This window comes from Erythrobacter sp. (genome assembly GCF_023653175.1).
Taxonomy (GTDB): domain Bacteria; phylum Pseudomonadota; class Alphaproteobacteria; order Sphingomonadales; family Sphingomonadaceae; genus Erythrobacter.
In genome coordinates, this window is the sequence record NZ_JAMNXL010000175.1 from 1 (window position 1) to 7,536 (window position 7,536).

The following is a 7,536-nucleotide window of genomic DNA, read 5'->3' on the forward strand; positions in this document are numbered from 1 at the left end:
CGACTTGCCGCATTCCGCCGCCGTCACCTCGCGCTCGACCAGTTGCACCCGTCCGCCGACGCTGGCGAGGTCGGCGAGGTAATCGGCGATATGCGCGCCCTTGACGCTGCCGGCCAGCAACAGGCCGGTAAAGCGCACCGGGTTGATGACGTTGTTCGCCCCCGCCTGCCGCGCCAGCAGCTCGTTGTCGTCGGCGCGCACCACCACGCTGATCGGCACCTTGGGGGCCAGGTGACGCACCGTCAGCACGATCAGGATCGAGGTGTCGTCACGGCCCGCCGAAACCAGCACGCTCTGCGCCTCGGCGATGCGCACGGCCTTGAGGTTCTCGTCACGGGTGGCATCGGCGGCCATTACGTTGACGCCAAGCTTCTCGGCATCGGCGAGGCGATCCTCGGAGGGGTCGATCACCACGATGCAGCGCGGATCGACCCCGCGCTCGATCAGCTCGCCCACGCTCTGCGAGCCCGACACGCCGTAGCCGAGTACCACCACGTGATTGCTGAGCTGTTCCTGGATGCGAGCCATGCGAAACTTCTCCCAGCTGCGCTTGATGACGAAATCGTAGGCCGCGCCCACGAAGATGAACAGCACCGCGATGCGCACCGGGGTGACGATCACCGCCTCGATCAGCCGCGCGCGGTCGCTGACCGGGGCGATGTCGCCGAAGCCGGTGGTGGTGATGCTGATCATCGTGAAATAGACGACGTCGAGAAAGCTGATGCTCCCGTCGACATTGTCGACGAGTCCGTCGCGGTCCCACCAGTGGATCGCGATCACCAGCCCGATCAGCGCGAAGGCCGCGCCCATGCGCAGGCCGAGATCGCCCCACACGGGGAGCTTGACCTGTCGCCGCAGCGGGCGGAACTGGTCGGCGAGCAGCGTCTTGCGCTTGAACGGGTTGCGGCTTGCCGAGGGTTCGGGCCGCGCGGCCATCAGTCCGTGAACCGATCGGCAAGGATGCCCATGGTCGAATAGTGGGTGAGGTCGAGCTGGAGCGGGGTGACGGCGACGAAACCTTCCTCGATCGCCTCGAGGTCGGTGCCGTGGTCCAGCGTGTGCTCGATCTGGTCGAGTCCGAACCAGAAATAGCGGTAGCCGCGCGGATCGCGGCCCTCGACGATGGTGCCGCGCGAATAGTCGTGGAAGCCCTGCCGGACGACGCGGATGCCCTTGACCTCATCTGCGGGGATCGCCGGGAAGTTGACGTTGATGAGCGTCCGGTCGGCCATCGGGGCGTCGATCAGCGGCTTCAGCACCTTCGGCCCCCATTCGAGCGCCGCGCCGAAGGGCACCTCGTCGCCCATGCCTTCGCGGGCATAGACCTGGCTGAAGGCGATCGCCTTGATCCCCGCCAGCGCGCCTTCGATCGCGGCCGAGACCGTGCCCGAATAGGTGATGTCGTCGGCAAGGTTGGCGCCGCGGTTGACGCCCGAGAGGATGATGTCGGGCGCATCGGGCATGACGGTGCGCAGTGCCATCATCACGCTGTCGGTGGGCGTCCCGCTGACGGCAAAGCGCCGCTCGCCATGCTTGTGCAGGCGCACGGGGCGGGTCAGCGTCAGCGAGTGGCCCGCGCCCGATTGCTCCTCGGACGGGGCACAGATCCAGATGTCGTCGGAGAACTGGCGCGCGATCTCCTCCAGCACCTTGAGGCCGGGGGCGTTGATGCCGTCGTCATTGGTGAGGAGAATGCGCATTACTGGGCGGGTTCCAATCGGGTAATGCCGCCCATGTAGGGCAGCAATGCGTCAGGAACGGTGACCGAGCCGTCGGCATTCTGGTAATTCTCGATCACCGCGACCAGCGTGCGGCCCACGGCGAGGCCGGAGCCGTTGAGGGTGTGGACGAACTCTGTGCGCTTCTCGCCCGCGATGCGGTAGCGGGTGTTCATGCGGCGGGCCTGGAAGTCGCCGGTGTTCGAGCACGAGCTGATCTCGCGGAACGCGCCCTGTCCGGGGAGCCAAACCTCCAGATCATAGGTCTTGCGCGCGCCGAACCCCATGTCGCCGGTGCACAGCAGCAGCTTGCGATAGGGCAGGGCGAGGCGTTCGAGGATGGTTTCCGCCGCGCGGACCATGCGCTGGTGTTCTGCCTCGCTGTCCTCGGGCCGCACGATGCTGACCAGCTCGCACTTTTCGAACTGGTGCTGGCGGATGAACCCCCGCGTGTCGCGACCTGCCGCGCCCGCCTCGGAGCGGAAGCACAGGGTGAGCGCGGTGAGGCGCATCGGCAGCGCGGCCTCGTCGAGCAGCTCGCCCATGACGCTGGCGGTGAGGGAGACTTCACTGGTCGGGATGAGCCAGCGCCCGTTGGTGGTGTTGAAGCTGTCCTCGGCAAACTTGGGCAGCTTGTCCGTGCCGTACATGGCATCGTCGCCCACCAGCACCGGCGGGTTACATTCCGCGTAGCCGTGCTCGCCCGTCTGCACATCCAGCATGAACTGCCCGAGCGCGCGGTGCAGCCTTGCCATGCCGCCGCGCAGGAAGGTGAAGCGTGCGCCGGACAGCCTTGCGCCGGTCTCGAAATCCATGCCGAGGGCAGGGGCGATGTCGGCGTGTTCCCTCGCCGCAAAATCGATCTCCCGCGGGGTGCCCCAGCGGCTGACTTCGACATTCTCCTCCTCGCCCGCGCCGTCGGGGACGTCCGCGCCCGGCAGGTTGGGGATGATCTCGAGTGCCTCTTTGAGTTTGGTCGCTAGCTCGTCAGCCCGCGCTTCCATCGAAGGCATTGCGTCCTTGAGCGCCGCAACTTCGGCCTTGATCGCCTCGGCGCCGTCCTTGTCGCCCTTGGCCATTGCCGCGCCGATCAGCTTCGACGCCTCGTTGCGGCGGCTCTGCGCGACCTGCACTTCGGTCACCGCGGCACGGCGTTCCTCGTCCAGCGCGATCAGCGATGCTGCCTGCGCGGGCAAGCCGCGGCGGGCGAGGCCGGCGTCGAAGCTTGTCGGATTTTCTCGGATCAGGCGAATGTCGTGCATGACGCGCGCCTATGCCCGCTCAGCGATGCCAAGGAAAGGGGGAAGGGCGCGTCGGCAGGCTGACCCGCGTCTGCGATCTGCGGGGGAACCTGCAAGGCCTCCCGCCGGTAAGTCAGGACAAGGAGAACAATATCATGCTCAAGAGAATCATCGGCGCCGCGATCGGTGCCAAGCTCGCCAAGAACTCGCCCGCTGTCGGAGGCGCCACGGGTGCGGCGCTGGGCGCGGCGGTGCCCTTTGTGCTTGCGCGCATCAGCCTGCCGACGATGGTGATGCTCGGCGTGGGCGGATATTTCGCCAAGCGCTGGTACGACAAGCAGCCGCAGCAGGGCAATTCGGACCGCTCGAGCGGCACGCTCACCACGGCTCCAACCTCGACGCCGGTCCAGACCTACGACTGACCGGTAGGGAGAAAGGGGCGGCGGTGGATAGCCAGAGGCCGCCGCCCCTTCGGGGAAAATCGGCTCAGAAGTTGACCTGAGCCGTCACGAACACCCGGCGCGGATCGCCGTAGAAGCCGGTCAGCGTGCCCTCGCGCCCGAGAGTCGGGACGAAGGGCGCGCCGCCCACGCCGCCGGCCACGAAGTTGTAGCCCGCGACGATATATTCCTTGTCGAACAGGTTCTTGCCGTGGACGCCGAGGGAGTAGACCCCGTCGTCCGAGGTGTAGACGATGCTCGCATCGACCAGCACGAAGCCGTCCTGATCGAGGAACGGGTTGGGCACCTCGAACTGGCTCGCGTCGGATCGCAGCGAGGCCTGGCCGATGAAGTCGACGATCCCGCCTGCCAGCGGCAGGCCCATGTCGAAGCCCATGTGCGCGGTGATATCCGGGGTGTTCTGGAATACCCGCTGGTCGGCCACGTCGCGGCCGAAAGCATCGATGAAGGTGTTGAACTTGGCGTCGATGACGCCGAGCGACCAGTTGACCGTGAAGCGGCTACCGTCGCCCGCAAAGTCCTTGCCGACCAGCGCGTTTCCTTCGAACTCGAAGCCGTTGACATCGGCCGATGCGGCGTTGGAGGTGATGCCGATGAAGCTTTCGTTCACCCCGTCGTTGTTGGCGTCGAAGCCGACCGAGCCGGGGATCTGCACGTCCTTGTACTGGCCGAGGAAGCCCGCGAGGCTGATGTTGAGGCGGTTGTCGAGCAGCGAGGCCTTCCAGCCCAGCTCGTAGCTGTCGACCGTTTCGGGGTCGAAGGCGAGGAAGTCGAACACCTGATCGGCATTGCACGCGCCGCCGGTGGGGTTGCGGCATGCGGTGGTCTGGCCGCGCGGATCGAAGCCGCCGCCCTTGAAGCCCTGTGAATAGGTGAAGTAGATATTGTGGTCCGGTGTCGGCTGCCAGCTGATCGAACCGCGCGGGTTGAAGTCCTCGAAAGTCGCACTGCCGGTGAAGTTGCTGGTGGTGGCGATCACCGCGCCGGTGCCGCCGAACAGGTTCGAGAACCCGCCGAGGAAGGTGCGCCGCAGCACGAGGCTGGTGCGCTTGTCGTTGGTGTAGCGCCCGCCGACCGAGACGCTGAGCGTGTCGGTGAGGTCATAGGTGAAATCGCCGAACACCGACCAGGTCTTGGTCTCGACATCGCCCAGCGTCTGCGCGGTGAGGCCGGCCACGGTGGTGAACAGCGCCACGTCGAAGGCGGTGAAGGCGTTGGCGTCAAGATAGTAGAAGCCGAGCACGCCCGACAGCTTGTCGCCTTCGTAGAGCAGCTGCAGTTCCTGGCTGAACTGGTCGTTCTCGTAGATCGCCGGCACGTCGAGATCGACCGCGGCAAGGCTGTCGAAATCGATCGGGGTGGTCGAGGCATCCTCGCGGTAGCCGGTGATCGACTTGAAGGTCAGCGTGTCGCTGAGTTCGATCGCGATGTTGAGCGCGCCGCCATAGGCCTCGACCTCCTGATCGACTATGTTGAGCCCGGCGCGGGTGTCGAACACGTCATCGAGCACCGGCGCGCCGCTGACGAGGCCGGGGATGAAGCGGTGGCCCTGACGCGCTTCGGAGTTGTCCTTGACATAGTCGCCCGAAAGCCGCGCGGTCACGGGGCCGCTTTCGAATTCGATGGTGCCGCGTGCGGCCCACACGTCCTTGTTGTAGTTCTCGGTGCCGAGCGTGAGGTTGTCGCCGAAGCCGCCGCGCGACAGCCGCGCGCCGCTCGCGCCGATCTTGAAGCTTTCGCCGATCGGGGTCGAGGCGGTGACGATCAGGTCGGCCTGGTCGTAGGAGCCATAGGTGCCGCGCACCTTCAGGCTGGTCTTGTCGGGCAGCGGCGCAGTGACATACTTGATCGCGCCGCCGATGGTGTTGCGCCCGTAGAGCGTGCCCTGCGGCCCGCGCAGCACTTCGATGCGCTCGACATCATACACATCGAGCACCGCGGCCTGCGGGCGGTTGAGGTAGACGTCGTCGACATAGAGGCCGACCCCCGCCTCGAAGCCGGCGACCGGGTCCTGCTGGCCGACACCGCGGATGAAGGCGGTGAGCGTGGTGTTGGTGCCGCGGCTGACCTCGAGCGTGATGTTGGGCACCTGCTGGGCGACCGCGACGATATCCTGCACGCCCTGCTTGGCGAGCGTGTCGCCCGAGATCGCGGTGACCGACAGCGGCACGTCGATCAGGCGTTCCTCGCGGCGGCGGGCGGTGACGTAGATCGTGCCTTCCTCTTCGGCAGCGGCGGCTTCAGCGGCCTCGGCGGCGACATCGGCTGCGCTGTCCTGCGCCATGGCGGGCGCGGCAAAGGTGGCAAGTCCTGCGCAGCCGGCAAGCAGCAGCGCACGGGTGCAAAGCGTCGTCTTCATGATGTGGTTTCCTCTCCAGGCCCTCTTATCCGGCCATCCGTATTGAAAGTTGAACCACCTTTCAAGTTTAGACTTGTGCGCCCCTCTTGCGCGGCCTACCGAAAGCGCCGAGGGAGAGGCAGATGGGCAACACTCGCGAAGCTGCGGCGGCGGTCGCCGAGGAGGCGTCGGTCGACGCCAAGACGCCGCGCACCGAGCGCGGGCGGCGCACTCTTCGCAAGCTGCTCGACGCGGCGGCCGAGGAATTCGGCGAGAAGGGCTTCCACGAGGCGTCGGTCAGCTCGATCACGCGCCGCGCCGGGATGGCGCTTGGCAGCTTCTACACCTATTTCGACAGCAAGGACGCCTTGTTCCGCGCGCTGGTCGCCGACATGAGCGAGAAGGTGCGCACCTCTGCGCGCTCGGCCTTGCATGAGGGCATGGGCGCGCTCGAGATCGAGCGCGCGGCGCTGGCGGCGTTCCTGCGCTTTGCGGCCGAGCACAAGGAAATCTACCGCATCATCGACGAGGCCGAGTTCGTCGATCCGGCCAGCTACCGCCAGCACTACGAGACCATCGCCGCGCGCATCGCCGAGCGCTTGCGCAGCGGGACGGCGGCGGGCGAGTTCCGCGACGGGCTGGGCGAGCTCGAGGCCTGGGCGCTGATGGGGATGAATGTGTTCGTCGGCCTGCGCTATGTGGTGTGGGCTGACGGCAAGGAACTTTCGCCCGACGCGGTCGCCGCCGGGGTCAACCGGCTGCTGGCGGAAGGCCTGCTGCGCCGCTAAAGCCTCGGCGATGATCCTTGCCGTTCACGCCATCCCGGAGGCCGAGCGCCTCGCCGCCATCCACCAGCGCGTCGCGCTGCTCGAATGGCGCGACGGGCGCGAGACCGCAGGCTCGGTGGCGCGCGCGGTCAAGCGCAACGAGCAGGCGGCGATGGATGGGCCTGCGGGCCGCAGCCTTCCGGACGAGATCGCGCAGATCCTCTGGGAAAACCCGGTGATCCGCGCCGCCGCCCAGCCGCGCCGCCTGTCGCACCTGCTCATCAGCCGGACGGGTGAGGGCGGGGGATACGGCGCGCATGTCGACAATGCGCTGATGGGCAAGGGCGAGCGGCGGGTGCGCACCGACCTGTCCTTCACCCTGTTCCTGACTCCGCCCGGCGAATATGATGGCGGCGAGCTGGTGATCCATGCGGCCGGGGTCACCCAGTCGGTCAAGGGCGAGGCGGGGCACCTGGTGCTCTACCCCTCAGGCTCGATCCACGAGGTGCGGCCCGTGACGCGGGGGCAGCGGATCGTGTGTGTCGGCTGGATCGAGAGCCTGATCGCCGATGCCACGGCCCGCGAGATGCTGTTCGATCTGGAAAACCTGCGCGCCTCGCTGCGCGCGCAGCTGCCCGGTCAGTCGGCCGAGCTGCTGACGCTCGACAAGACCATCGCCAATCTATTGCGGATGTGGGCGCGCCCCTGAAGCCCGGGGCTGGGCGGCCTTCTTGCCCTTGAGGGTGAAGTACAGGATCAGGCTCACCCCGATGACGCTCGGCCCGGCCCAGATTGCGGGGTTGAACACTTCCTCGGGCACTAACCGGATCAGCCCCACCGAAAGGAACGCGGTGTAGGCCGAGATCCCCATGCCGATCAGCGCGCGGAAATGCTCGCCGATGTATGTGGTGCGCAGTGGGTCGGCGGCGCGCCAGATGTAGAGCTGCTGGATCAGCATCGAGACGATGCCGATGAAGGCGACCAGCATCATCAGCGGGTGGCCGACCAGCC

7 protein-coding genes and 1 pseudogene are annotated in these 7,536 nt (G+C 66.9%); 3 read left to right on the forward strand and 5 right to left on the reverse strand.

Annotated elements, in window-relative coordinates; all coding sequences use genetic code 11:
• The 3 genes from NBV68_RS15755 to serS form a co-directional block, all read right to left on the reverse strand.
• A partial coding sequence (locus tag NBV68_RS15755; RefSeq protein ID WP_296311528.1) for a potassium channel family protein occupies window positions 1-936 on the reverse strand: 936 nt, incomplete at its 3' end.
• On the reverse strand, window positions 936-1,700 hold the full coding sequence (gene surE, locus NBV68_RS15760; RefSeq protein WP_296311530.1) for a 5'/3'-nucleotidase SurE: 765 nt from the start codon (window positions 1,698-1,700) through the stop codon (window positions 936-938). The genes NBV68_RS15755 and surE, both read right to left, overlap by 1 nt.
• Complete coding sequence (serS, locus tag NBV68_RS15765) at window positions 1,700-2,980, reverse strand: serine--tRNA ligase (RefSeq protein ID WP_296311532.1); 1,281 nt, start codon at window positions 2,978-2,980, stop codon at window positions 1,700-1,702. Before serS ends, surE begins: the two co-directional genes overlap by 1 nt.
• Window positions 2,981-3,114: 134 nt before the next feature.
• Here serS and NBV68_RS15770 point away from each other — a divergent pair, with 134 nt between their 5' ends.
• On the forward strand, window positions 3,115-3,381 hold the full coding sequence (locus tag NBV68_RS15770) for a hypothetical protein (protein WP_296311534.1): 267 nt from the start codon (window positions 3,115-3,117) through the stop codon (window positions 3,379-3,381).
• 64 nt (window positions 3,382-3,445) lie between these two features.
• Here NBV68_RS15770 and NBV68_RS15775 read toward each other — a convergent pair whose 3' ends face one another.
• Window positions 3,446-5,779: a TonB-dependent receptor gene (locus NBV68_RS15775; RefSeq protein ID WP_296311537.1), complete on the reverse strand. Its 2,334-nt coding sequence runs from the start codon at window positions 5,777-5,779 to the stop codon at window positions 3,446-3,448.
• A gap of 122 nt (window positions 5,780-5,901) precedes the next feature.
• Between NBV68_RS15775 and NBV68_RS15780 the strand changes: the two genes are divergently transcribed.
• Entirely contained in the window at window positions 5,902-6,546 is a 645-nt protein-coding gene (locus NBV68_RS15780; RefSeq protein WP_296311543.1) for a TetR/AcrR family transcriptional regulator, read from the forward strand.
• Between the two features lie 10 nt (window positions 6,547-6,556).
• On the forward strand, window positions 6,557-7,234 hold the full coding sequence (locus NBV68_RS15785; protein ID WP_296311545.1) for a Fe2+-dependent dioxygenase: 678 nt from the start codon (window positions 6,557-6,559) through the stop codon (window positions 7,232-7,234).
• Here the strand turns inward: NBV68_RS15785 and NBV68_RS15790 are convergent.
• A pseudogene (locus tag NBV68_RS15790) lies at window positions 7,208-7,536 on the reverse strand (hypothetical protein); the annotation flags it as partial. The gene NBV68_RS15785 and the pseudogene NBV68_RS15790 overlap by 27 nt on opposite strands.